Source organism: Microbacterium hibisci, assembly GCF_015278255.1.
In the GTDB taxonomy this organism is placed as follows: Bacteria; Actinomycetota; Actinomycetes; order Actinomycetales; family Microbacteriaceae; genus Microbacterium; species Microbacterium hibisci.
Window position 1 is genome coordinate 261,926 of the sequence record NZ_JADIJC010000001.1, and the last position, 21,632, is coordinate 283,557.

Below are 21,632 nucleotides of genomic sequence, written 5' to 3' on the forward strand. Positions count from 1 at the left end.
GGATCCCCTGCTCGGGACCTACGAGAACGAGGCCGCCCGTTCCCGTAGGGCGCGTCGCCTCACGCGAGCGCGGCGTGCGCGGAGCTCTGCGCACCGCGCACCCGCGCCAAGCGGAGTGCGGCGGCCAGCAGCGCGACGGCGACGACGGCCGTCACGACGCTCGTGCCCGCGACAAGCAGCAGCGCGACCGCGGCCGTCCCCGCCAGCGCGGCGCCGCCCACCCGCCAAGCGGAGGCGGAGAAGACGGGGGCGGCCGCGGATTCGACGCGTGCCAGCCCGATCGCCACGATCGCCGTCGCCAGCAGGGCCGCCGCGAGCCATGCCGGCCGTGATACCCACCACCACGCGCCGTCGATGGCAGGAAGCGGCATCCCGGTCAGCATGGCGCCGGCCGCACTCAGCCCCGCAAGGCACAGCAGCACCGGCATGTGCCACAGGTAGATCGTCATCGCGCGGGGCGTGACGAATCGCGTGAGGGCGGCCGGGCCCGGCCGCGAGGCGACGTGTTCCAGCCGCCCCCGGAACACCGAGAACAACGCGGTGTGCGCGATGCCCACGAACAGCAGCGCCGTCGTCGGCGGGTTGATGTTGGCCACGAGATCGGGGGAGTGGATGCCGGTCGTGAACGACACTGCGAGGGCGGCCACGGCACCGCCGGCCGCCAGCCAGCGGGTGCGGCGCGAGAGGCTGTCGATCCTTCCGTCGGCGAGAAAGAAGCCGAGCTGCTGCAGGGTCAGCCACACGAAGGCGAGGTTGAGGAAGCCGACGGGGTCCACACCGCTGACCATGCGCGTGACGTCGACGGCCACAGCCACCGCAGCCAAGGCCCCGATCGTCGTCAGCGGTGCTCTCTCATGCAGGCGCAGCAGGCTCGGCAGCAAAGCCTGGCAGACCAGGAACACGCCCAGGAACCAAAGCGGCTGGGCGAAGCGGAAGCCCGCCAGAGCGACGAGGTCGGGCGCGACCCCCGCCGTGGCGAGCGCCGCGAGCAGTCCGCCGGCGGTGGCGATCGTCACGATCGCGGGGAGTACCAGGCGGTGGACGCGACCGGCGACGAAGCCCACGCCGTCACCGCCGCGTGCGCGAGCGCGCCGGAACGCGGTGGCCCCCGAGAACCCGCCGATCACGAAGAAGAGCGGCATGACCTGCAGCATCCAGCTGAGTGGGACGATCCACCACGTGCCGTCGCTGGCGTTGACGAAGGACGGGCCGGCATCTCCGACGCCGACGCCGACCATCATGGCGTGCAGCACGACCACGCCGACGATGCACAGGGCGCGGACGAGATCGATCGCGCGGTCGCGGCCGGATCCGGCGGCCGGACGTGCGGCGGTGGCGGCGAGCGTGGTGGTCATGGCTCCTCCTCGGGGTTCGTCCCGGGAAGGCTATGAACGCGGTGAGCTGCGGGGCATCGCCCCGTGGGGTGGTCTCGTCCTCACTCCGCGGGGGGATCCCCGGCGGGGTGATCACCCCGCGGGTTCGACCAGGCCCGCGTCGTACGCGAAGATCACCGCCTGCACGCGGTCGCGCGCGCCGAGCTTGGCGAGCACCTTGCCGACGTGCGTCTTGACGGTCTGCTCCGAGATGAAGAGGTCGGCGGCGATCTCGCTGTTGGAACGTCCGCGTCCGATGAGAGTCAGCACCTCGCGCTCGCGCTCGGTGAGTTCGCCGAGCACCGTGGCGGCGCGCCCGGCACGGGGCCGGCGGGCCGCGAAATGCTCGATCATGCGCCGGGTCACGCTCGGTGCGAGAAGCGCGTCGCCGGACGCGACGACGCGCACGGCGTGGACGAGATCCTCGGGGAGCGCATCCTTCAGCAGGAAGCCGCTGGCGCCCGCCTCGAGCGCGTCGTACACGTAGTCGTCGATGTCGAACGTCGTCAGCATCAGGATGCGCGGGACGCGGGCGGCGGGATAGGCGGGACCGAGGATGCGGCGCGTGGCCGCGATGCCGTCCAGTTCCGGCATCCGCACGTCCATCAGCACGACGTCGGGGTTCAGTCGCGCCGACAGCGTGACCGCCTCGGCGCCGTCGGCGGCCTGGCCGACGACGCGGACGTCCTCCTGGGCGTCCAGGAGCGCGGCGAAGCCCGCGCGCACCATGGCCTGGTCGTCGGCGATGAGCACGCTGATGGTCATGGGGAGCCTCCGTCGATCCGGGCGGGGGGAGCAGCGGGGGCGGGGCCCGCGAGCGGGAGATCGGCCCGCACGGTCCACCCCCCGTCCGCGTCAGGTCCGGCGCTCAACGTGCCGCCGACGAGGGCCGCGCGCTCGCGCATCCCGAGGAGCCCGTGGCCGCGCTCCGGCGTGCCGCTGGCAGCCTGGGTCGACGATCCGTTGCGGACGAGCAGGCGCACGGCCGCGGCATCCGTCTCCGACGTGAGCTCGATGCGGGTCTGCGGGGCGTGCCGCACGGCATTGCTCAGCGCCTCCTGCACGATGCGGAAGGCGGCGACGTCGACCGCTGCCGGCACCGCCTCGGGTGCCGGTGCGAGGGAGGCGTCGATCTCGGCGCCGGCGCGCCGCAGCGCGCGGACGAGCTCGGGGATGTCGCGGATGCCCTGCTGCGGTGCCAGCTCCTGCTGCTGGTCGTCGGTGCGCAGCACGCCGAGCAGCCGGCGCATCTCGGTGAGGCCCTCGCGGGCCGTGCGGGCGATCTCGTCGAACTCGCCGATCGCCGCGGCGGGCAGGTCGGGCACCCGGTAGCGGGCGGTGGAGGCCTGCACCTGGATGAGCGACATCCCGTGCGCGACCACGTCGTGGAGCTCGCGGGCGATGCGCGTGCGCTCCTCGACCAGCACGCGACGGGACTGCTCGATCGCGGTCAGCTCCCGCTCGCGGGTGAGCTCGGCGCCGACGCGCAGCCGGCTGGCCACGAGGACGGCCACCAGCAGCGCGGCGCCCGACACCGACGTGACGATGACGAGGTTCACGATCGCCGCCACCACGGGGTACGCCCCCGACAGGGCGAAGGCGACCGCGAGCGTTCCGGCGATGGAGAGCACCCAGGCGATCACCGCGAGGCGCCAGCCGTGCGCGATCGCCACCACGCCGATGAACAGGATGAGCGCGAGCATGGCGGGCACCGACCAGGGCCACGGCCAGTCCTGGCCGTCGAGCTCTGCGACCGGGAGCGGCAGCACGACGGCGGAGACGACGAAGAGCGCCGTCGACCAGCGGGGAAACGGCACGGCCAGCACCGGGGCGGCGCAGAGGAGGGCTCCGAACAGGAACGCGAAGGCAGCCGGCTGACGGTAGAGCGTGAGCAGCACGGGCACGAGCACCGAGAACAGCGCGACCGCGGTGAGCGTCAGCGCGCCGAAGGCCGCCGTCCGGGCGTTCAGGCGGCGCGGCCGGGGCGGGGTCGCGGCGGGCGAGGAGGTGTCGCGCACGGTGTCATCCTGTCAGTCGTGAGGCCGTCGCGGCGGGGGTGAGAACGGCGCGGCGGGAGCGCAATGCGACGACCCGGTCGATCACGAGTCCGAGCGCGATGGCGAGCACGACGCCCAGACCGGCGCTCAGCAGCGGCTGGTCCTTGATCCAGGCGCCCGCGAGCAGCCCGATCCCGATGCTGTACGCCGCCCAGCACACGCCGGCGGCCACCGTCAGCGCGGCGAACCGCCGCCACGGGTAGACCAGGGCTCCGGCCGACACGTTGACCGCCACACGCCCGACCGGGATGAAGCGCGCTCCCAGGATGAGGGCGGCGCCGCGCCGCTCGAGCGCCCCGCCCGCGCGCGCGAACGCGTCGGCAACTCGTGGGTGCCGCATCCACGCGAATCTCGCGGTGCCGGTTCGCCGCCCGATCGCGAAGGCGATGTTGTCTCCGACCATGGCTCCGGCCGCCGCGGCGGCGCCGAGTGCCAGCAGGTGAGGATCGCCGGTGGATGCCGCCACCGCCGCTGCAGCGACCAGCAGCGTCTCGCTGGGCACCGGCGGGAAGAAGCCGTCGACGACCGCGACCGCGAACATCGTGGCGTAGAGCCACGGCGATGCCACGGCCTGCAGGATCAGGTCTGTGAGGAGGTCCACCCCGGAACGGTATGCGGATGCCGCCGGCCGAGGCATCCCTCTGCGGTATCGACCGGATCACCCTGGAGAGGTATTCCGGCGACGGGCCGCGAGCCCTGCCCCGTATACTGGATGGCTGGCCAGTCGGCCGCCACCCCCTCTCCACCGACGGAACGGACATCCGCTGTGCTCGCCGTGCACGACCTCGAGATCCGCGTGGGCGCTCGCGTGCTCATGTCGGACGTCTCCTTCCGCGTCTCGGACGGCGACAAGATCGGACTCGTCGGCCGCAACGGCGCCGGCAAGACGACGCTGACCAAGGTGCTCGCGGGAGATCTCATCCCCGCCGACGGCAAGGTCGAGCGCTCCGGCGAGCTGGGCTACCTGCCGCAGGATCCGCGCTCCGGCGACCCCGAGATGCTGGCGCGCACCCGCATCCTGGACGCGCGCGGCCTCGGCACGCTCGCGATCGGCATGCACCAGGCGTCCCTCGCCATGGGCGACGAGGACGAAGCGGTCGCGGCGCGCGCCATGCGCAAGTACGCCAACCTCACCGAGCGGTTCGAGGCGCTGGGCGGCTACGCCGCCGAGGCCGAGGCGGCGTCGATCGCGCACAACCTGTCGCTGCCGGATCGCATCCTCGACCAGCCGCTCAAGACGCTCTCGGGCGGACAGCGCCGCCGCATCGAGCTCGCACGCATCCTGTTCTCGGACGCGCAGACCATGATCCTCGACGAGCCCACCAACCACCTCGACGCCGACAGCGTGGTGTGGCTGCGCGAGTTCCTCAAGGGGTACAAGGGCGGGCTCATCGTGATCTCGCACGACGTCGAGCTCGTCGGCGAGACCGTCAACCGCGTGTTCTACCTCGACGCGAACCGCCAGGTGATCGACGTCTACAACATGAACTGGAAGAACTACCTGCGCCAGCGGGTGGCCGACGAGGAGCGCCGCAAGAAGGAGCGCGCGAACGTCGAGAAGAAGGCGACCGTCCTGCAGCAGCAGGCGGCGCGCTTCGGCGCGAAGGCCTCGAAGGCCGCCGCAGCCCACCAGATGGTCGCGCGCGCCGAGAAGATGCTCGCCGGCCTCGACGAGGTGCGGCAGGAGGAGCGCGTGGCGAAGCTGCGCTTCCCGAAGCCCGCGCCCTGTGGCAAGACGCCGCTGATGGCGTCGGGCCTATCGAAGTCGTACGGCTCGCTCGAGATCTTCACCGACGTCGACCTCGCGATCGACCGCGGGTCGAAGGTCGTGATCCTCGGCCTCAACGGCGCGGGCAAGACCACGCTGCTGCGCATCCTCGCAGGTGTCGACCAGCCCGACACCGGGCAGCTCGAGCCGGGGCACGGCCTGAAGATCGGCTACTACGCGCAGGAGCACGAGAACCTCGACGTCTCACGCTCGGTGCTCGAGAACATGATGTCGGCGGCGCCCGACATCACGGCGACCGAGGCGCGCAAGGTGCTCGGATCGTTCCTGTTCACCGGCGACGACGTGCTCAAGCCCGCGGGCGTGCTGTCGGGCGGTGAGAAGACGCGCCTGTCGCTCGCGACGCTCGTCGTCTCGTCGGCGAACATGCTGCTGCTCGACGAGCCCACGAACAACCTCGATCCCGCCTCGCGCGAGGAGATCCTCGGCGCGCTCGCGCACTACGAGGGCGCCGTCGTGCTCGTCTCGCACGACGAGGGCGCGGTCGAGGCGCTCAACCCCGAGCGCGTGCTCATCCTGCCCGACGGCGTCGAGGACATCTGGGGCCGCGACTACGCGGATCTCGTTTCGCTCGCGTAGAGCGAGCGCGACCACCGGGCTCAGCGTCAGCGGCCGGCGGCGTCCAGCAGCGCGTCCTCGTCCTCCGCGTCGCGGTCGCGGCGGCGTCGGGGAGCCGGGGGAGCGGACTCCGGGGTCTCCTCGGAGGCCGCTTCGGCGTCCTCGGCATCCTCGCGACGGTGACGGCGCTCGGTGCGGATGACGTAGCCGATGAAGACGAAGCCCATGATCGCGAACAGGATCCACTGGATCGCGTACGACAGGTGCGGGCCCGGATCCTCGGAGGGTGCCTCGAGGGCGCTCGGCGCGGTGGCGGGGGCGGGATCCTCCGAGACCATGACGCCGTAGGCGCTCTGCTCCAGCGCGTCGCCCGCCGCGGGGGAGAGCGAGTCGGCGACGAGTCCGAGGTTGATGGTCGGCACCTGGCCGTCCGGAGCGGAGCGGCCCGAGCTCGGCAGCGGCTCGCCCGGGCGCAGGCGCACGACGACGGTGGCCTCGCCGGACGGCGGTGCGGGCACGGTCTCGGGTTCGGGCTGGTCCCGCCCCGGTGGCACCCAACCTCGATCGACCAGGAGCAGCCGTCCGTCGTCGAGCCGGAAGGGAACGAGCACTTCGAACGCCGACGTGCCGCCGTGGGGCCGGTTGCGAACGAGCAGTTCGTCGCCGGCGAGGTACTCCCCGGTGAGGACGACGGGACGCCATTCATCCTGCGGGTCGAGCTCGCCACCGGCGGCGATGACGTCGGCGAGCGGCACGGGCTCGGCGTCGTAGTTCTGCTCCACGAGCGCGAGCTGGGCCGACCGCTCCTCGTTGCGGGTGAACTGCCAGTTCGAGAGGAACGCGCACGCGATGGCGAAGACCACCGCCAGCGCGATGTAGATCGCCCAGCGTCCGGCGCGGGGAAGATCCTGCATGCTGACCGAGCGAGGGCTCATCGGGTCGCCTCGGCCGCATCGAGCGGGGACACGGCGACGGGGAAGTCGCGCGCAGCCAGGAACTCACGGAGGTAGCCGACGTGCTCGTCGCATGCCACCCACGTCTTGCGGCGGTCGGCCGCGTGGATGCGCGGGTTGCGCCAGTCGATCCGCCAGCGCGCCGCCGCGCGGCATCCCGCCCGCGAGCAGACCGCCTCGGCGACCGGGTCGGGTCCGTCGTCGCTCATTCGGTCCGTTCCGGAGTGTCGTCGGGGTGGGGCGGCGTCTCCTGGATGCGGATCACACGGGTCTCGGGAGCGGTGGGCGGCGTCGCGGCCGACGGCGCAGCCGGGAGCGCGGGCTCCGGGTCTTCGCGACGATTGCGGCGGCCCTCCTGGCCGACGTTCGCCGAGACCACGGCCACGTACGGCAGGAAGATCGCGGCTGCGCCGAGCACCCACGTGTACCACCCGTACGGCGTGACGACCACCATGAGGATGAAGCACAGGATGCGGATGCCCATCATGATGAGGTACCGCGTCGAGCGCGCGCCGACGTCGTCGCGCGGTGCGCGCGGCAGCGACGTGGCCGATGGGGCGTGGCTCGAGTTCTTCACGGTACTTCCAGGGTACGCCGGTCGCACCGCACGATCGCCCCGGGAGCGGATCCCGGGGCGATCGGGATCAGGAGGTGTAGGGGTATGACTGGTAGGCCGCCACGAAGAAGCTGAAGAACAGGATGGCGGCGATGATCCCGAGGATCGACAGACCGAGCCCGACCCAGCCGACGATCGTGCCCGCGAGCGCCATGCCGCGTCCCTGCTCGCCGCTCGTCTTCAGTTGATTGAGCGACATGTGGCCCGTGATGACGCCCACGATCGAGCCGATGAAGGGCAGGATGATGAAGCTCGCGATCGAGGCGACGAGAGACACGATGGCGAGGGTGTTGGTCTTCGCCGGCGCGCCATAGCCGTAGCCGTACGCCGGGGCGGCGCCGTACGAGGCTGCGCCCCCGGCGGGCGCACCGTAGGCGCTCCCGCTCGAGGGCGCCGCGCCGTAGGCCGGCGGGGCGTACGCGCCTGAGGCCGGCGGCGGGTAGGCCCCCGGGCCCGCGGGCTGCGGGGCGGACGGCGCCGGCGGAACCGGCGGGTGGGCACCCTGCTCGGGCGAGGGGTTCTGAGGGGTGCTGTCGCTCACGGCGCGCGCCTTTCTTCGAGGTATGCCCCCAGCGTCCCAGCGCCGCACCGGGGGTGTCAAACGAGTCGGAAGGCGCACTCGGCGCGCCGGTAGGCTGGTGCGGATCCGCCACAAACCCCGGGAGTGCACCATGTCCACCGATCGCGTCGTCCTCGTCACCGGCGGAAACCGCGGCATCGGCCGTGCCATCGCCGAGCGCTTCGTCGCCGAGGGCTACAAGGTCGCCGTGACCGCCCGTTCCGGCGAAGGACCCGAGGGCACCCTCACCGTGCGTGCGGACGTGACGGATGCCGCGGCCGTCGACGCCGCCTTCACCGAAGTCGAGAGCACGCTGGGCCCGGTCGAGATCGTCGTCGCCAATGCCGGCATCACCAAGGACACGCTGCTGCTGCGCATGACCGAGGACGACTTCGACAGCGTCGTGGCCACGAACCTCGGCGGTGCGTTCCGGGTCGTCAAGCGCGCGTCGAAGGGCATGCTGCGCGCGCGATGGGGACGCGTCGTGCTGATCTCGAGCGTCGTGGGGCTGTACGGCTCGGCGGGCCAGATCAACTACTCCGCCTCGAAGAGCGCGCTCGTGGGCTTCGCGCGCTCGCTCACGCGGGAGCTCGGGGCCCGCGGCATCACCGCCAACGTCGTCGCGCCGGGGTTCATCGAGACCGACATGACGGCAGAGCTGCCCGAGGACACGCAGGCCGAGTACAAGGAGAACATCCCCGCCGGGCGCTTCGCGTCGGCCGACGAGGTCGCCGGCGTCGTGACGTGGATCGCGTCGGACGACGCCGCCTACATCTCCGGCGCGGTGATCCCCGTCGACGGCGGCCTCGGCATGGGGCACTGACCCAGCGGGGGCCCTTCGCGTCAGTCGATCGCGCGCAGGATCGCCTCTGCCACCGCGCCGGGCTGTGAGAACTGCGGCCAGTGGCCGGTGGGCTCGCCCTCGTCATTGAGCTGGATGATCCGCAGATCCTCGACGGCCACGAGCTCGGCGGCCCAGTCGGGTGCCGCGGCGATGATCTGGCGGATCTGCGCCTCGGGCATCGTGCCGGTGATCATGGTCATGGGCACCGAGCGCCGTCGCTCGTCGGTCAGCCGCAACGGGTCGACGGGGATCCGCTCCGGGACCGAGGCGGTGCGCGCCGTGGCGTCGGCCCGCGTCTGCGCATCGAGGTCGCCCACCTCTTCGTCGTCGAAGAAGTCCCAGCCCGGGAACGGCACCACCCCGTCGACCACGGGGAGCTCGGAGATGATGCCCCCGTCACCCTGGGGGAACGAGTCGAGGAACACGATGTGAGCGATGCGGTCGGGGCGCGCGTCGAGGGCCCCGTACACGACGTTGCCGCCGCCGGAATGTCCGACCAGGGCGACCTCGCCGTCGAGTCCGTCGATCACCGCGACGGTCGCGTCGACCCAGTCCGCCATGCCGATGTCGCGGCTCTCGGCCGCCGGTGCGCCGACTCCCGGCATGGTGAGCGGATGGGTGCGATGTCCCGCGGCCTCGAGAGCCGGGGTCACCTCGCCCCACGATGACGCGTCGAGCCACAGACCGGGAACGAGAACGATGTGCATGCCCCGACGCTAGTCAGGGGCACCGACATCCGGAAGTCACGGCAGGAGCGGGATCACCTCGGCGAGGTCGACCGGACCCACGACGACGTCGGCCCGCTCTCGAACGGCGGGCTTGGCGTTGAACGCGACGCCGAGCCCCGCCGCGGCCATCATGTCGAGGTCGTTCGCTCCGTCGCCGATCGCGATCGTGCGCGACAGCGCAACGCCGCGCTCGGCGGCCCACTCGCCCAGCGCGGCGGCCTTGCCGGCGGCATCCACGATCTCGCCGTCCACCGTGCCGTCCAGCGCGCCGTCCCGCGTCGTGAGGCGGTTCGCCCGCCACACATCGACGCCGAGGTCGGGCGCGACGGTGTCGAGGATCTCGTGGAACCCGCCCGACACCACGCCCACGGCCCCGCCGCGCTCATGCACCGCATCGATGAGTTCGCGCACGCCCGGGGTCGGCTCGATGCGGGCCAGCACACGCGAGAACGACGCGAGCGGCACACCCTCGAGCGCCTCGACCCGCGATCGGAGGCTGGTCGCGAAGTCCACCTCACCCCGCATCGCGGCCTCGGTCGCCGCGGCGACTTCGGCACCCCGCCCGGCCTCGTCGGCGATCAGCTCGATGACCTCGTTGCGGATGAGGGTGGAGTCCGCGTCGAGCACGACGAGGAAACGGGCAGGGGAGGGCGCGGCGGGCATCCCTCCACGCTAGCCGCACGGCGAAGCCGCTCGCGGCCGTGCGTCATCGCTCGACGCGGAAGCCCTTCCCGACGACCGTGATGCCGCTGTCGGTGATGGTGAAGCCGCGCGCCAGGTCTTTGTCGCGGTCGACGCCGACGGTCGCGCCGTCCTCGAGGACGACGTTCTTGTCGAGGATCGCGCGGTGCACGCGCGCGCCCGCGCCCACGTGCACATGATCGAAAAGCACCGAGTCGGTGATGGTCGAGCCACCGCCCGCGAGCGTCCACGGGCCGACGACGCTTCGCTCCAGGTGGGTGCCCGAGAGCACCGAGCCCAGCGACACGATCGAGTCGATCGCGTTGCCGATCCGTCCCACCGAGTCACGCACGAACTTCGCCGGCGGCGAGTTGACCGCCTGCGAGTGGATGGGCCAGTCGGTGTTGTAGAGGTTGAACACCGGCAGCGTCGAGATCAGGTCGCGGTGCGCGTCGAAGAACGAGTCGATCGTTCCCACGTCCCGCCAGTAGTAGCGGTCGCGGTCGGTCGAGCCCGGCACGTCGTTGCGGTTCATGTCGTACACGCCGGCCTCGCCGCGGCCGACGAAGTAGGGGATGATGTCGCCGCCCATGTCGTGGTTCGACGTCGGCAGCTCGCCGTCCGCCTCGACCGCCTCGATGAGGGCGTCGGTGTCGAAGATGTAGTTGCCCATCGAGGCGAGCACCTGGTTCGGCGCGTCGGTGAGTCCGACGGCGTTCTGCGGCTTCTCGAGGAACTCGCGGATGCGCACCGGGTCGTCGGGGTCCACGTCGATCACACCGAACTGGTTCGCGAGCGAGATCGGCTGACGGATGCCGGCGACCGTGGCCCGCGCATCGGACTCGATGTGGGCGGCGAGCATCTGCCGGAAGTCCATGCGGTAGACGTGGTCCGCGCCGATGACCACGACGATGTCGGGCTGCTCGTCATTGATCAGGTTGAGGCTCTGGAGGATCGCGTCGGCGGAGCCCGAGAACCACCGCTTGCCCAGTCGCTGCTGAGCGGGCACCGAGGTGACGTAGGAGTCGAGCAGAGCCGACATGCGCCAGGTCTGCGAGATGTGGCGATCGAGGCTGTGCGACTTGTACTGGGTCAGCACGACGACCTGGCGCAGGCCCGAGTTGATGAGGTTCGAGATCGCGAAGTCGATGAGACGGTACTGCCCGCCGAACGGCACGGCCGGCTTCGCCCGATCCGCCGTCAACGGCATCAGCCGCTTCCCTTCGCCGCCGGCGAGGATGATTCCGAAGACCTTGGGGGCTGCTGGCATGAACCCCACCCTAGGGCCGGCGGAAGAATCGGGGTACCCGTTACACGCGGGCCGTCACGTGTATTAGGTTTCGTGCCATGCGCGTCGACATCGTGACCAAGGAGTACCCGCCCGAGATCTACGGCGGCGCCGGTGTGCACGTGACCGAGCTCGTCAAGGCGCTGCGTTCGAGCATCGATGTGCGGGTGCGCGCCTTCGGGGCCGAACGCGACGAGGAGGGGACCACCGCGTACGGCGTCCCCGCGGGACTGTCCGCCGCCAACGCGGCGGTCCAGACCCTCGGCACCGACCTCGAGATCGTCCCGGACGTCGCCGGGGCAGACGTCGTGCACAGCCACACCTGGTACGCGAACTTCGCCGGGCATCTCGCCTCGCTCCTGCACGGCATCCCGCACATCGTCACTGCGCACAGCCTCGAGCCGCTGCGACCGTGGAAGGCCGAGCAGCTGGGCGGCGGCTACGCCGTCTCGAGCTGGATCGAGAAGTCGGCCTACGAGGCCGCCGCCGCGATCGTCGCCGTGAGCAACGGCATGCGCGAAGACATCCTGCGCAGCTACCCGTCGCTCGACCCCGAGCGCGTGCGCGTCATCTACAACGGCATCGACGTCGAGGCGTGGCATCCCGTCGAGGATCCGGAGCTCCTGGCGGAGCTCGGCATCGACCCGGCCAAGCCGTCGGTCGTGTTCGTCGGCCGCATCACACGTCAGAAGGGCCTGCCGTACTTCCTGCGGGCGGCCGAGCGCCTTCCCGCCGACGTGCAGGTGATCCTCGCCGCCGGCGCGCCGGACACGCCGCAGATCATGGCCGAGGTCGAGGGCCTCGTCCGCGGCCTGCAGGAGACCCGGGAGGGCGTCGTCTGGCTCGACCGCATGCTGTCGCGGCACGAGCTGTGCACGATCCTCAGCGCCGCCACCACGTTCGTGTGCCCGTCGGTGTACGAGCCGCTGGGCATCGTCAACCTCGAGGCGATGGCGTGCGGAGCCGCGGTGGTCGGCACCGCGACCGGCGGCATCCCGGAGGTGGTCGTCGACGGTGTCACCGGCCGGCTGGTGCCGATCGAGCAGGTGCAGGACGGCACAGGAACGCCCACGGACCCTGAGCGCTTCGTGGCCGATCTCGCCCGCGTCCTCACCGAGGTCGTGAGCGATCCGGGCCGGGCGCGCGAGTACGGCGCGGCCGGCCGGCGGCGGGCGACGGAGGACTTCAGCTGGCAGCGGATCGCCGACCAGACGGCCGCCCTGTACGCGGAGGTCGCCGCCCGCGGCCGATAGGCTGTCAGCATGCCCCAGGTGCTCGAGTTCTCCGACGTGATCGTCCGCCGAAACGCCCGGAACATCGTCGACCACCTGGACTGGACCATCAGCGACGACGAGCGCTGGGTCGTCCTCGGGCCCAATGGCGCCGGCAAGACGACGGTTCTCCAGATGGCCGACACGCTGATGCACCCCACCTCGGGCACCGTGACGATCCTCGGCGAGCGGCTGGGCCGCACCGACGTCTTCGAGCTGCGGCCGCGCATCGGCTTCGCGTCGTCCGCGATGGCCCGTCGCGTGCCGCCGGAGGAGACCGTCATCAACGTCGTGCTGACCGCGGCGTACTCGGTGCTGGGCCGGTGGCGCGAGGACTACGAAGACATCGACGAGCGCCGCGCACTGCGCGTGCTGGCGGAGTGGAAGCTCGACCACCTCGCCGATCGCACCTTCGGCACGCTCAGCGACGGCGAGCAGAAGCGCGTGCAGATCGCCCGTGCCGTCATGACCGACCCCGAGCTGCTGCTGCTCGACGAGCCCACCGCCAGCCTCGACCTCGGCGCCCGCGAAGAGCTGCTGCTCCTGCTGGGCGGCTATGCGCAGGCGCCGACGACGCCCGCCATGATCATGGTCACGCACCACGTCGAGGAGATCCCGATCGGCTTCACCCACGTGCTGCTCCTGCGCGACGGGCAGGCCGTGGCGGCCGGTCCGATCCGCGAGACGCTCACCGCCGAGGCTCTGACCGACACGTTCGGCGTGCCGATCCGTCTCACCGAGGACGGCGGTCGGTACGCGGCCCGCGCCGAGCACTGATCGCCGCGGTCGCCGCACCCGGCGATGGTCGGTTCGGCAGCGGCGCCGCGGGCTGATAGAATCTCTCTTTGGTGCGTTCGCACCCCAGACTTTGACCGCCCTGGCAAAATCCAGGGCACCTTCCTCAAAGGACCATCATGAAGACTGAAATCCACCCGGACTACCAGGCCGTCGTTTTCCGTGACCTCGGCTCGGGCGAGACCTTCCTCACCCGCTCGACGGTGACCAGCGACAAGACGATCGAGCTCGACGGTGTCGAGTACCCCGTCATCGACGTCGAGATCTCGTCCGCCTCGCACCCGTTCTACACGGGCAAGCAGCGCATCATGGACTCGGCCGGTCGTGTCGAGAAGTTCAACCAGCGCTTCAAGAACTTCGGCGGCTCGTCCAAGTAAGCCCGCCCACCGTTCCGGCGGCGCTCGACGACCGGCGACCGGTCCGCCTCGGAATTCGCGAACCCCCGCTTCGGCGGGGGTTCGTTCGTTTCCGGGAGGCGTCCGACGGCCGCTCAGCGGATCGGCCACCGGCCGTCCAGGCGTTCCTCGGGGTCGAGGCGTCCGATCCGGATGAAGTACTCGGTGAGGCTCTCGGCCTGCGCTCGGGCCCAGCCGATCTGGCGGGTGTGCAGCTCGTGCACCGTGCCCGGCAGCCACGGCGCGAAGCGCTCGGCCAGGGCCTGCGCGACGCGCCCCGCGGCGACCGCGTCGGCGGATGCCTCGTGCGCCGCCTCGAGCCGCACGGCGTAGTGCGCCGCCACGACCTGCAGCGTGCGCTTGCCCCGGCGCCAGCGGTCGTACGCCTTGTCGACCACGAGCGGGTCGATCACGGGAGACGGGTTCACGATCGGCGCGACGCCGTGGCGCAGCGACTCGTACTTCAGCAGCGAGAAGTCGTACGGCGCGTTGTACGCGACGACCGGGATGCCGGCGTCCAGCAGCCCGCTCACCGCGGCGACCACCTCGCCCACCACTTCCGCGGCGGGGCGGCCGTTCGCGCGCGCGTGGGCGGTCGAGATGCCGTGGATCGCGCTCGCACCTTCGGGGATCTCGACGCCGGGATCGGCGAGCCAGTCGCGCGCGCGGATCACGCGGCCCTCGGCATCCAGCAGCCCCACATGCGCCGTGACGATCCGGTCGGTCGTCACGTCGACGCCGGTCGTCTCGAGGTCGAAGACGCCGACCATGCGGACCCACTCCGGCACGTCCCACAGCGGCAGCTGTTCGGGACGCGGGCGGCTCATGCCGATCACGGTATGCGTCCCTCCCGACATCGCGTCGGAGGCGCTCCGCGCTCAGGTGTCCCGGCCGCGGGCTCGTAGACTCGATGGGTGACCGTGCCCAACCCGTACGCCCCGCTGCTCGACGCGATCCCCGTCGAGCGGCACGAGGCCGACGTGCTCGGCGGCCGTACGGCCTATTGGGTGTACGGCCCGGCAGACGCCGCGACGACGATCGTGGCGGTGCACGGCTTCCGCGGTGAGCATCATGGACTCGAGCCCGTCGTCGCGCACCTGCCGGCTGTCCGGGTGATCTCGCCCGACCTGCCCGGCTTTGGCGAGACCGCCCCGGTCCCCGGCCGACGGCACGACCTCGATCTCTATGCGCAGTGGCTGCGCGAGTTCGTCGCGGCGGTCGCGCCGGGAGCGGTGATCCTCGGCCACTCGTTCGGCTCGATCGTGGTGTCGGCCGCGGTGGCCGGCGGACTCGCGACGCCGCGGGTCATCCTCGTGAACCCGATCGGCGCGCCCGCGCTCGAGGGCCCGCGGGGCGTCCTCACGCGCCTCGCCGTCTTCTACTACTGGGCGGGTGCGCGCCTGCCCCAGTGGCTCGGCGAGGCCCTGCTGCGCAACGGCCTCATCGTGCGCGTGATGAGCGTGTCGATGGCCAAGACCAAGGACTCCGGCATCCGTCGCTTCGTGCACGATCAGCACGACACGTACTTCTCGCGGTTCGCCGATCGCGACGTGCTGCACGACGCGTTCCTCGCGTCGGTGTCGAACGACGTGCGCGCCTTCGCGCCGCTGATCGCGCAGCCGACCCTGCTGGTGGCGGCGCAGCGGGACGACATCACGCCGATCGAGGCGGAGCGCGAGCTCGCGACGATGTTCCCCGCCGCGGACCTGGTCGAGATCCCCGACGTCGGGCACCTGATCCACTACGAGACGCCGGCGGCGGCCGCCGACGCGATCACGCGGTTTCTCGCGCCTTCCGACGCCGGTACGCGTTGACGTTCATGCGGTTGCCGCAGTTGCCGGTGTCGCAGTACCGCTTCGAGCCGTTCTTCGAGTAGTCGACGTAGACGCCGTCGCAGTCGTCGGCGGCGCAGACCCGTACGCGGTCGTACTCGTCCGCGCGGATGACGTCGACGAAGGCCATCGCCGCCTCGACCAGGATGCGGGTGGCCAGGGGGGCGTCGTCGCTCGTGGCGTGGATGTGCCAGTCGAACGCGTCGTGGATGACCAGGCGGGGGAGTGCATGGCCGTCGCGGAGCATCTCGTTGACGAGGGGCACCGCGCCGTCGCGGTCGACCTCCCACAGCTGCCGCAGGCGGGGGCGCACCGCGCGCACGCCGTCGAGCTCGGCCTGATCCCGGCGGATCAGGCCCGTGTAGGGATTCACCCGCAGGTACGCGTCGAAGTCCTCGAGCGTCGTCAGTGTGTCGTCGTCGTCGGAGCCCGGGAGCGTGTTGACGAGGTACGAGGCAGCCCGGAGATTCTGCTCCGTGTCATGAATGAAAACCACATTGACTCCTGACAACGCGTTCGGCTACTGTCACCAGTGTAAACACCCTTCACTCCTGACAGTCGGATGCCGCCCATGACCGCTTCCACCGCGTCCATCCCCATCATCGCCCCGGGCGCCGGGTTCGGCTCGACCGCGCGGCTGCGCACGACAGGGCTCGTGATGGGCGTCGCCTCGGCGCTGGCGTTCTCGTCCAGCGGCCCCTTCGTGAAGCCCCTGCTGGAGGCCGGCTGGTCGCTCGGCGCCGCACTCCTGCTACGCATGGGCGTCGCCGGACTGGTGCTGTCGCCGGCGCTGTTCCTGGCGATGAGGCGGCAGCGCGGCTTCCTCCGTCGGCACTGGCGGCTCATCGTCGGCTTCGGGCTCATGCCGGTGCTCGGCTGTCAGCTGTTCTTCTTCTCGGCGATGCAGCGGATGCCGGTGGCCGTGGCGCTGCTGATCCAGTACCTCGCTCCCGTCATGCTCGTCGCGGCCGTGTGGGCTCGCACGCGCAAGCGGCCGTCGGCGCTGGTGCTGTGGGGTTCGGCGGTCGCGGTCGCGGGGCTCGTCCTCGTGGTCGACATCTCGGGGGCCTCGTTCGACCTCATCGGGACGCTGCTGGCGCTGGCCGCCGCCGTGTGCGTATGTGCCTACTTCGTCATCTCGGAGCGGGCCGGCGACGACCTGCCGCCCCTGGCGCTCGCGGCGAGCGGACTGCTGACCGGCGCCCTCGTGATGGGCGTGCTGTGCGTCACCGGCATCCTGCCGTTCCAGGCGCCGGCGGTGTCCGTCGTGCTGGCTGGCGTGGAAGTGCCGTGGTGGATGCCGCTCCTCTGGGTCGCCGCGATCGCGACGACGCTCGGCTACGCGTTCGGCGTGATGGCGGTCCCGCGCATCGGCTCGCGCGTCGCCTCGTTCGTCGGGCTGTCGGAGGTGCTGTTCGCCCTCATGTTCGCGTGGATCTTCTTGAGCGAGGTGCCGGCGCCCATCCAGTTCGTCGGCGGTGCGCTGATCCTCGTGGGCGTGGTGCTCGTGCGCGCCGATGCGTCGTCGACCGGCAACCCGAAGGGCGAAGCCGCGGCGATCCCCGTCGTGCCCGCTCCCTGACGGGCATCCGTCCCCGCGTCCGCGCCGGCGTCAGTCCTGACGCGCGAGCTCCATGAGCGGCGTGACGCGATGGGGGATGACCTCGCCCATGACGAGCGACGTCTCGGTGCGCTCGACGCCCTCGATGGCGAGGATGCGGGCGTCGGTGTCGAAGAGGTGCTGGGTGTCGCGGCACGCGACGCGGACGAGAAGGTCCACCTGCCCTGACAGGCCATGAGCCTGCACGACCTCGGGCACGCGTGCCAATTCGATCGCGATGCGCGGCAGGTCGGCCTGACGCACGATCACGCTGATGAAGGCCTCGATGGGGAAGCCGAGCGACGCCGACGAGATGGCCCGCTCGTACGACAGGAAGACACCGGCCTTCTCGAGGCGGGCCATGCGCGCCTGGACGGTGTTGCGCGAGAGGCCGAGCCGTTCGGCGAGCGCGACGACGGTCGCGCGGGGGTCGGCTGAGAGCGCGGCGAGAAGCTCGAGGTCGACGTGATCGAGGGCACTCATAGTGCGAAACGTTAGCACGCCTTTGGCCCGCCTGAGTTGTCAACATGCTCAAGCAACTCTCGAATGCTTGAGCGAGGTGCGATGCAGACGTAGCCTCGAAGCAGTCGGCGACGAGGCCGGCGCACGCGAAGCGGCTCCTCACGAGGGAGCCCGCAACGAGGAGTGATGACGATGACGCACACCCTGACACCCACAGCGGATCTCGCCACCGACATCGAGGATGTCGCGCGACTGCTGACCCCCGACGGCGAGCGCATCGCCGACCCCGAGCTCGACCGCTGGGTGAGCGACGTCGACGCGGCGACACTGCGCGGCCTGTATCGCGACATGGTGCTGCTGCGGCGCATCGACACCGAGGGCGTCGCCCTGCAGCGCCAGGGCCAGCTGGGCCTGTGGCCGCCGTGCCAGGGCCAGGAGGCCACGCAGATCGGCACCGCGCGCGCGATGCGCGCCGACGACTTCGCGTTCCCGAGCTACCGCGAGACCGGCGTCGTCTACGCCCGCGGCGGCAAGCCCTCGGACTTCGTGCTCGCCTGGCGCGGCGAGGAGCACGCGACGTACAACCCGTACGACATCAACACCGCGACGCAGCAGATCATCATCGGCGCGCAGGCGCTGCACGCCGTCGGCTACGCCATGGGCGTCCAGCGCGACGGCGCCGACCAGGTCTCGGTGGCGTATTTCGGCGACGGCGCCTCGAGCCAGGGCGACGTCAACGAGGCGATGGTGTTCGCGTCGTCGTTCCGCGCGCCCGTCGTGTTCGTGTGCACCAACAACCAGTGGGCGATCTCGGAGCCGGTCACGGTGCAGGCGAAGTTCCCGATCGCCGGCCGCGCGCCGGGGTTCGGCATCCCGAGCATGCGTGTCGACGGCAACGACGTCCTCGCGTGCTTCGCCGCCATGCGGTGGGCGCTCGACAACGCCCGGCGCGGCAACGGCCCCGCTTTCATCGAGGCCGTCACCTACCGCATGGGTCCCCACACGACGTCGGACGACCCCACGCGGTACCGTGACAAGGAAGAGGTCGAGAAGTGGCGTCGCCGTGACCCGATCTCCCGCGTCGAGGCGCTGCTGCGGTCGCGGGGCGAGTTCGACGACGAGTTCACGGCGAGCGTCGCGGCGGACGCCGACGCCCTCGCCGCCTCGGTGCGCGAAGCCGCCATGAGCGCGACGACGCGCGCACCCCTCACCGTGCTCGACAACGTCTACGCCGAGCCCCACTCGGGCCTCGACGAGCAGCGCGAGTGGTTCGGCGCCTACCTCGACGGGTTCGCGCCCGCGGCCGAGGGGGTGTGACGATGGCGCAGCTGACGATGGCGAAGGCCATCAACGAGGGACTCCGCCGGGCCATGGCCGATGACCCGAAGGTGCTCGTCATGGGCGAGGACATCGGCAAGCTCGGCGGGGTGTTCCGCATCACCGACGGGCTGCTCGACGAGTTCGGTGCGCAGCGCGTGGTGGACACGCCGCTGGCAGAGGCGGGAATCATGGGCACCGCGGTGGGCCTCGCGTTCCGCGGCTACCGCCCGGTCGTCGAGATCCAGTTCGACGGCTTCGTCTACCCGGCGTTCGACCAGATCGTCTGCCAGGTCGCGAAGCTCCACTACCGCACGCGCGGCAACGTGACGATGCCGATCACGATCCGCATCCCGTGGGCGGGCGGGGTCGGCGCGGCCGAGCACCACTCGGAGTCGCCCGAGGCCTACTTCGTGCACACCTCCGGCCTCCGCGTCATCGCGGTGTCGAACCCGCAGGACGCCTACGTCATGCTGCGTCAGGCGATCGCCTCCAACGATCCGGTGGTGTACTTCGAGCCCAAGCGGCTCTACCACACCAAAGGCGAGGTCGACCTCGACGTGCAGCTGGCCGACGCCCCGCCGATGGGGCTCGCGCGCGTGGCCCGCGAGGGCAGCGACGTCACGCTCCTCACGTACGGCTCGCAGGTCGCGACGGCGCTCGACGCGGCCACTGCCGCCGAGGATGACGGCGTCTCGATCGAGGTCATCGATCTGCGATCGATCTCGCCCGTCGACTACCGCACGGTGACGGCATCCGTCCGCAAGACCGGCCGAGTCGTCGTCACCCATGAGGCGGCCCGCGAGGCGGGGGTCGGCGCCGAGCTCATCGCGAGCGTCACCGAGCGCTGCTTCAACTACCTCGAGGCGGCGCCGCAACGCGTCACCGGCCACGACATCCCGTACCCGCCGGCGAAGCTCGAGAAGCACCACCTGCCCGACCTCGACCGCATCCTCGACGCCGTCGACCGCGTCATGGACCGCCCGAACAGCCTCACGGGGGTGATGGACTGATGGCGCAGGACTTCCGTCTGCCCGACCTGGGCGAGGGCCTTCCCGAGGCCGAGCTCGTGCAGTGGCTCGTCGGCGTGGGCGACACCGTGACGCTCAACCAGACGATCGCCGAGGTCGAGACCGCGAAGGCCGTCGTCGAGCTGCCGTCGCCGTACGCCGGCACCATCACCGCGCTGCACGCCGAAGCCGGCGATGTGGTCGCGGTCGGCTCGGTGCTGATCTCGTTCGACGTCGGAGGATCGACGGATGCCGCGTCGCCGGCGCCCGCCGCCGAAGCCCCGGCATCCGCGCCCGCCGCAGCGACGAACCCGCCCGCCGAGGCGTCAGGAACCGACACTGCCAAGTCCGAGCCGAACCTCGTCGGCTACGGAGCCGCGCCGCGGACGGGTGCCCGGCCGCAGCGACGCGCGCGCGTCGCCGGCACGGCGGTCGCGGCATCCGACACCGCAGTCCTCGAGGCCGCCCCCCACGATGCGATCCAGCTCGGCGACGTCGTCGAGCGACCCGTCGAGCGGCCGCGGTCCACGCCACCCGTGCGCAAGTTCGCGAAGCAGCTCGGCATCGACCTCGCGCTCGTCGAGGCCGGCGGCGCGTCGGGCGTCATCACGCGCGCCGACGTGGAGGCCTACGCCGAGCGGGTGGGCGCGGCGACCGCCGCGGCACCCGCCGAGACGGCTGCCGCGGAGCCGTTCGACACGCGCGAGCTGACGCAGCCGGGCGCGGCCGGGGTGCGGACGACCCGCACGCCGATCCGCGGCGTGCGGCGGATGACCGCCGACGCGATGGTGCGGAGCGCGTTCACGGCGCCGCACGTCACGACGTTCCTGACGGTGGATGTGACGGCCACGAACGAGCTCATCGCCTCGCTCAAGGCCGATCGCGCGCTGCAGGAGCACCGGATCGGCATCATGGCCGTCGCCGCGAAGGCGGTGTGCCTCGCGCTCGCGCGGCACCCGGGCCTCAACTCGAAGTGGGACGACGAGGCGGGCGAGATCGTCGAGCACCACTACGTGAATCTCGGCATCGCCGCCGCGACGGGGCGCGGCCTCGTCGTGCCGAACATCCGCGACGCGCAGGAGCTCACCCTCGCGGAGCTCGCCGACGCCATCGGGAGCCTGGCCGAGACGGCGCGCGCCGGCAAGACGCCGCCCGCCGACATGATGGGCGGCACGTTCTCGATCACGAACGTCGGCGTCTTCGGCGTCGACGCGGGCACGCCGATCATCAACCCGGGCGAGGCCGGGATCCTGGCGCTCGGCGCAGTGCGGCGCCAGCCGTGGGAGCATCGCGGCGAGATCGCGCTGCGCGACGTGATGACGCTGGCGCTGTCGTTCGACCACCGGCTCGTCGACGGCGAGCAGGGATCCCGGTTCCTCGTGGAGGTCGCCGACATCCTGCGCGAGCCGGGCCGCGCGATGCTGCTGCGCTGACAGGCCGCTGACCGGCCGGCACCTTGGGGGCCGGCCGGTCAGTCCCGCGCGGACGAGCGCGGCCGGCGGCGCGT

The 21,632-nt window shown here is 71.4% G+C and carries 24 protein-coding genes; 10 read left to right on the forward strand and 14 right to left on the reverse strand.

All coding sequences use genetic code 11. The features are described from left to right. Window positions 1-59: 59 nt before the first annotated feature. The 4 genes from IM770_RS01240 to IM770_RS01255 all read right to left on the reverse strand — a co-directional run bounded on the left by IM770_RS01240 (window position 60) and on the right by IM770_RS01255 (window position 4,031). On the reverse strand, window positions 60-1,355 hold the full coding sequence (locus IM770_RS01240) for an acyltransferase family protein (protein ID WP_203579319.1): 1,296 nt from the start codon (window positions 1,353-1,355) through the stop codon (window positions 60-62). A 111-nt stretch (window positions 1,356-1,466) separates the two neighbouring features. Further along, the gene (locus IM770_RS01245; protein WP_203579320.1) at window positions 1,467-2,138 is read right to left on the reverse strand and encodes a response regulator; all 672 of its coding nucleotides are present in this window, start codon (window positions 2,136-2,138) and stop codon (window positions 1,467-1,469) included. Then, window positions 2,135-3,391 carry a sensor histidine kinase gene (locus tag IM770_RS18005; protein ID WP_203579321.1) on the reverse strand — a complete coding sequence of 419 codons (1,257 nt, stop codon included), beginning with the start codon at window positions 3,389-3,391 and terminating at the stop codon, window positions 2,135-2,137. The genes IM770_RS01245 and IM770_RS18005 overlap by 4 nt, the downstream gene beginning before the upstream one ends. Before the next feature lie 4 nt (window positions 3,392-3,395). After that, a complete protein-coding gene (locus IM770_RS01255) occupies window positions 3,396-4,031 on the reverse strand; it encodes a DedA family protein (RefSeq protein ID WP_203579322.1) in 636 nt (211 codons plus the stop codon). A 165-nt stretch (window positions 4,032-4,196) separates the two neighbouring features. On the opposite strand from IM770_RS01255, the gene IM770_RS01260 reads away from it, so the two are divergent. Next, window positions 4,197-5,795: an ABC-F family ATP-binding cassette domain-containing protein gene (locus tag IM770_RS01260; RefSeq protein WP_203579323.1), complete on the forward strand. Its 1,599-nt coding sequence runs from the start codon at window positions 4,197-4,199 to the stop codon at window positions 5,793-5,795. Between the two features lie 26 nt (window positions 5,796-5,821). Here the strand turns inward: IM770_RS01260 and IM770_RS01265 are convergent, their stop codons facing one another. From IM770_RS01265 to IM770_RS01280, 4 genes are all read right to left on the reverse strand, one after another. Next, window positions 5,822-6,709 (reverse strand): SURF1 family cytochrome oxidase biogenesis protein, encoded by an 888-nt coding sequence (locus IM770_RS01265; RefSeq protein ID WP_239065599.1) that lies wholly within the window; start codon window positions 6,707-6,709, stop codon window positions 5,822-5,824. Continuing rightward, window positions 6,706-6,936, reverse strand: coding sequence for a hypothetical protein (locus IM770_RS01270; protein ID WP_203579324.1), 231 nt, complete (start codon window positions 6,934-6,936; stop codon window positions 6,706-6,708). The genes IM770_RS01265 and IM770_RS01270 overlap by 4 nt, the downstream gene beginning before the upstream one ends. Then, window positions 6,933-7,304 carry a DUF3099 domain-containing protein gene (locus IM770_RS01275; RefSeq protein ID WP_203579325.1) on the reverse strand — a complete coding sequence of 124 codons (372 nt, stop codon included), beginning with the start codon at window positions 7,302-7,304 and terminating at the stop codon, window positions 6,933-6,935. The genes IM770_RS01270 and IM770_RS01275 overlap by 4 nt, the downstream gene beginning before the upstream one ends. Window positions 7,305-7,371: 67 nt before the next feature. Beyond that, entirely contained in the window at window positions 7,372-7,884 is a 513-nt protein-coding gene (locus IM770_RS01280; RefSeq protein WP_203579326.1) for a DUF4190 domain-containing protein, read from the reverse strand. A 130-nt stretch (window positions 7,885-8,014) separates the two neighbouring features. Here IM770_RS01280 and fabG point away from each other — a divergent pair, with 130 nt between their 5' ends. Further along, window positions 8,015-8,725, forward strand: coding sequence for a 3-oxoacyl-ACP reductase FabG (gene fabG / locus IM770_RS01285; RefSeq protein ID WP_203579327.1), 711 nt, complete (start codon window positions 8,015-8,017; stop codon window positions 8,723-8,725). A gap of 20 nt (window positions 8,726-8,745) precedes the next feature. On the opposite strand, the gene IM770_RS01290 is transcribed toward fabG, so the two are convergent. Genes IM770_RS01290 through IM770_RS01300 form a run of 3 tightly spaced genes read right to left on the reverse strand, consistent with a single transcriptional unit; the run spans window position 8,746 to window position 11,425 of the window. Continuing rightward, on the reverse strand, window positions 8,746-9,453 hold the full coding sequence (locus IM770_RS01290; protein WP_203579328.1) for an alpha/beta fold hydrolase: 708 nt from the start codon (window positions 9,451-9,453) through the stop codon (window positions 8,746-8,748). Between the two features lie 36 nt (window positions 9,454-9,489). Continuing rightward, window positions 9,490-10,137: a phosphoserine phosphatase SerB gene (gene serB / locus IM770_RS01295; protein ID WP_203579329.1), complete on the reverse strand. Its 648-nt coding sequence runs from the start codon at window positions 10,135-10,137 to the stop codon at window positions 9,490-9,492. A gap of 43 nt (window positions 10,138-10,180) precedes the next feature. Next, window positions 10,181-11,425: a glucose-1-phosphate adenylyltransferase gene (locus IM770_RS01300; protein WP_203579330.1), complete on the reverse strand. Its 1,245-nt coding sequence runs from the start codon at window positions 11,423-11,425 to the stop codon at window positions 10,181-10,183. A 77-nt stretch (window positions 11,426-11,502) separates the two neighbouring features. Between IM770_RS01300 and glgA the strand changes: the two genes are divergently transcribed. The 3 genes from glgA to IM770_RS01315 all read left to right on the forward strand — a co-directional run bounded on the left by glgA (window position 11,503) and on the right by IM770_RS01315 (window position 13,886). Continuing rightward, window positions 11,503-12,696 (forward strand): glycogen synthase, encoded by a 1,194-nt coding sequence (gene glgA / locus IM770_RS01305; protein ID WP_203579331.1) that lies wholly within the window; start codon window positions 11,503-11,505, stop codon window positions 12,694-12,696. Window positions 12,697-12,705: 9 nt separating this feature from the next. Continuing rightward, the gene (locus IM770_RS01310; protein WP_203579332.1) at window positions 12,706-13,491 is read left to right on the forward strand and encodes an ABC transporter ATP-binding protein; all 786 of its coding nucleotides are present in this window, start codon (window positions 12,706-12,708) and stop codon (window positions 13,489-13,491) included. A 137-nt stretch (window positions 13,492-13,628) separates the two neighbouring features. Next, entirely contained in the window at window positions 13,629-13,886 is a 258-nt protein-coding gene (locus tag IM770_RS01315) for a type B 50S ribosomal protein L31 (RefSeq protein WP_203579333.1), read from the forward strand. Window positions 13,887-13,999: 113 nt separating this feature from the next. Here IM770_RS01315 and IM770_RS01320 read toward each other — a convergent pair whose 3' ends face one another. Beyond that, on the reverse strand, window positions 14,000-14,731 hold the full coding sequence (locus tag IM770_RS01320) for an exonuclease domain-containing protein (RefSeq protein ID WP_239065601.1): 732 nt from the start codon (window positions 14,729-14,731) through the stop codon (window positions 14,000-14,002). Between the two features lie 87 nt (window positions 14,732-14,818). Here IM770_RS01320 and IM770_RS01325 point away from each other — a divergent pair, with 87 nt between their 5' ends. Next, a complete protein-coding gene (locus IM770_RS01325) occupies window positions 14,819-15,718 on the forward strand; it encodes an alpha/beta fold hydrolase (RefSeq protein ID WP_203579335.1) in 900 nt (299 codons plus the stop codon). Here IM770_RS01325 and IM770_RS01330 read toward each other — a convergent pair. Continuing rightward, window positions 15,678-16,232 carry a CGNR zinc finger domain-containing protein gene (locus tag IM770_RS01330; protein WP_203579336.1) on the reverse strand — a complete coding sequence of 185 codons (555 nt, stop codon included), beginning with the start codon at window positions 16,230-16,232 and terminating at the stop codon, window positions 15,678-15,680. The genes IM770_RS01325 and IM770_RS01330 overlap by 41 nt on opposite strands. Before the next feature lie 75 nt (window positions 16,233-16,307). On the opposite strand from IM770_RS01330, the gene IM770_RS01335 reads away from it, so the two are divergent. Beyond that, entirely contained in the window at window positions 16,308-17,318 is a 1,011-nt protein-coding gene (locus IM770_RS01335; RefSeq protein ID WP_203579337.1) for an EamA family transporter, read from the forward strand. Window positions 17,319-17,348: 30 nt separating this feature from the next. Here IM770_RS01335 and IM770_RS01340 read toward each other — a convergent pair whose 3' ends face one another. After that, window positions 17,349-17,819, reverse strand: a complete 471-nt coding sequence (locus tag IM770_RS01340) for an Lrp/AsnC family transcriptional regulator (protein WP_203579338.1) — start codon at window positions 17,817-17,819, stop codon at window positions 17,349-17,351. A gap of 165 nt (window positions 17,820-17,984) precedes the next feature. Here IM770_RS01340 and pdhA point away from each other — a divergent pair, with 165 nt between their 5' ends. Genes pdhA through IM770_RS01355 form a run of 3 tightly spaced genes read left to right on the forward strand, consistent with a single transcriptional unit; the run spans window position 17,985 to window position 21,558 of the window. Continuing rightward, window positions 17,985-19,115, forward strand: coding sequence for a pyruvate dehydrogenase (acetyl-transferring) E1 component subunit alpha (gene pdhA / locus IM770_RS01345; protein WP_203579339.1), 1,131 nt, complete (start codon window positions 17,985-17,987; stop codon window positions 19,113-19,115). 2 nt (window positions 19,116-19,117) lie between these two features. Then, a complete protein-coding gene (locus tag IM770_RS01350; RefSeq protein WP_203579340.1) occupies window positions 19,118-20,128 on the forward strand; it encodes an alpha-ketoacid dehydrogenase subunit beta in 1,011 nt (336 codons plus the stop codon). After that, on the forward strand, window positions 20,128-21,558 hold the full coding sequence (locus IM770_RS01355) for a dihydrolipoamide acetyltransferase family protein (RefSeq protein WP_203579341.1): 1,431 nt from the start codon (window positions 20,128-20,130) through the stop codon (window positions 21,556-21,558). The genes IM770_RS01350 and IM770_RS01355 overlap by 1 nt, the downstream gene beginning before the upstream one ends. The last annotated feature ends 74 nt before the right edge of the window (window positions 21,559-21,632 follow it).